The organism is Mycobacterium sp. E2238, from assembly GCF_001672665.1.
GTDB lineage: Bacteria > Actinomycetota > Actinomycetes > Mycobacteriales > Mycobacteriaceae > Mycobacterium.
In genome coordinates this window covers 1-733 of the sequence record NZ_LZKF01000143.1, presented here as the reverse complement: position 1 = coordinate 733, position 733 = coordinate 1, and the positions used below count along the sequence as shown (strand labels likewise).

At 70.5% G+C, this 733-nt stretch carries 2 protein-coding genes; both read right to left on the bottom strand.

The window, feature by feature from the left end:
• Positions 1–8: 8 nt before the first annotated feature.
• Positions 9–383 (bottom strand): DUF732 domain-containing protein, encoded by a 375-nt coding sequence (locus A5711_RS11855; protein WP_304442493.1) that lies wholly within the window; start codon positions 381–383, stop codon positions 9–11.
• A 76-nt stretch (positions 384–459) separates the two neighbouring features.
• Positions 460–733, bottom strand: a 274-nt coding sequence (locus A5711_RS11850; protein ID WP_255398246.1) for a S4 domain-containing protein, incomplete at its 5' end; no start/stop codon positions are given.

Sequence of the window (733 nt, the reverse complement as noted above, 5' to 3'; positions counted from 1 at the left end):
CCCGCGCGCTAGTACGCCGTGAGCCGGTTCTGCAGCAGCGGCGCGATCACCGCCGGGCAGTAATTCGCGACGGCGACGATGGTGAACAGGCCGGCCGACTCGTAACCCAGGCCACTGCGTTCCGACATTTCGGCGGCGACCGAGTCGAAGGACTGGCCCGGCGTCACGATCATCGGGCAGACCGACTGGCCCAGCGCCAGGGCCCCGGCCGGGTGCGGGTAGGTGATGCCGGCGTTGCTCAGGGCCATCAGGAACGCGTTGCCCCGCATGTCGGCGCTGACGGGCGCAGCCAGCGGGGCGGCCAGCCCCGCCACGCAGGCGGTCAGGATCAGCACGCGCAGCAGGGACCGTTGCACACGCCGGGAAGCCGTCATCGTGACCACCCTGGCCTGTGCGGGTCACAACCGCAACACGGTGCGGTAAAGGTTTGCGCAGCAACGCGTTTTGCGGGTGCGGTTTTCAGACCTTTTCGATCCCGGCGACGGTGCGCTTGCCGCGGCGCAGCACCAGCCACCGGCCGTGCAGGAAGTCCGAGGGCTGCGGCGTCCACTCCTCGCTGTCGATCCGGATGTTGTTGACCGACACCCCGCCCTCGCCGATGGTGCGCCGCGCCGCCTTCCTGCTCTCGGACAGACCGCTGGCCACCAGCAGGTCGACGATCCCGTCGGGGCCACCGGGTTTGAGCTCGGCGACCGAGGCCTCGCGCAGCGCCGCCGACAGCGTCGCCTCGTCC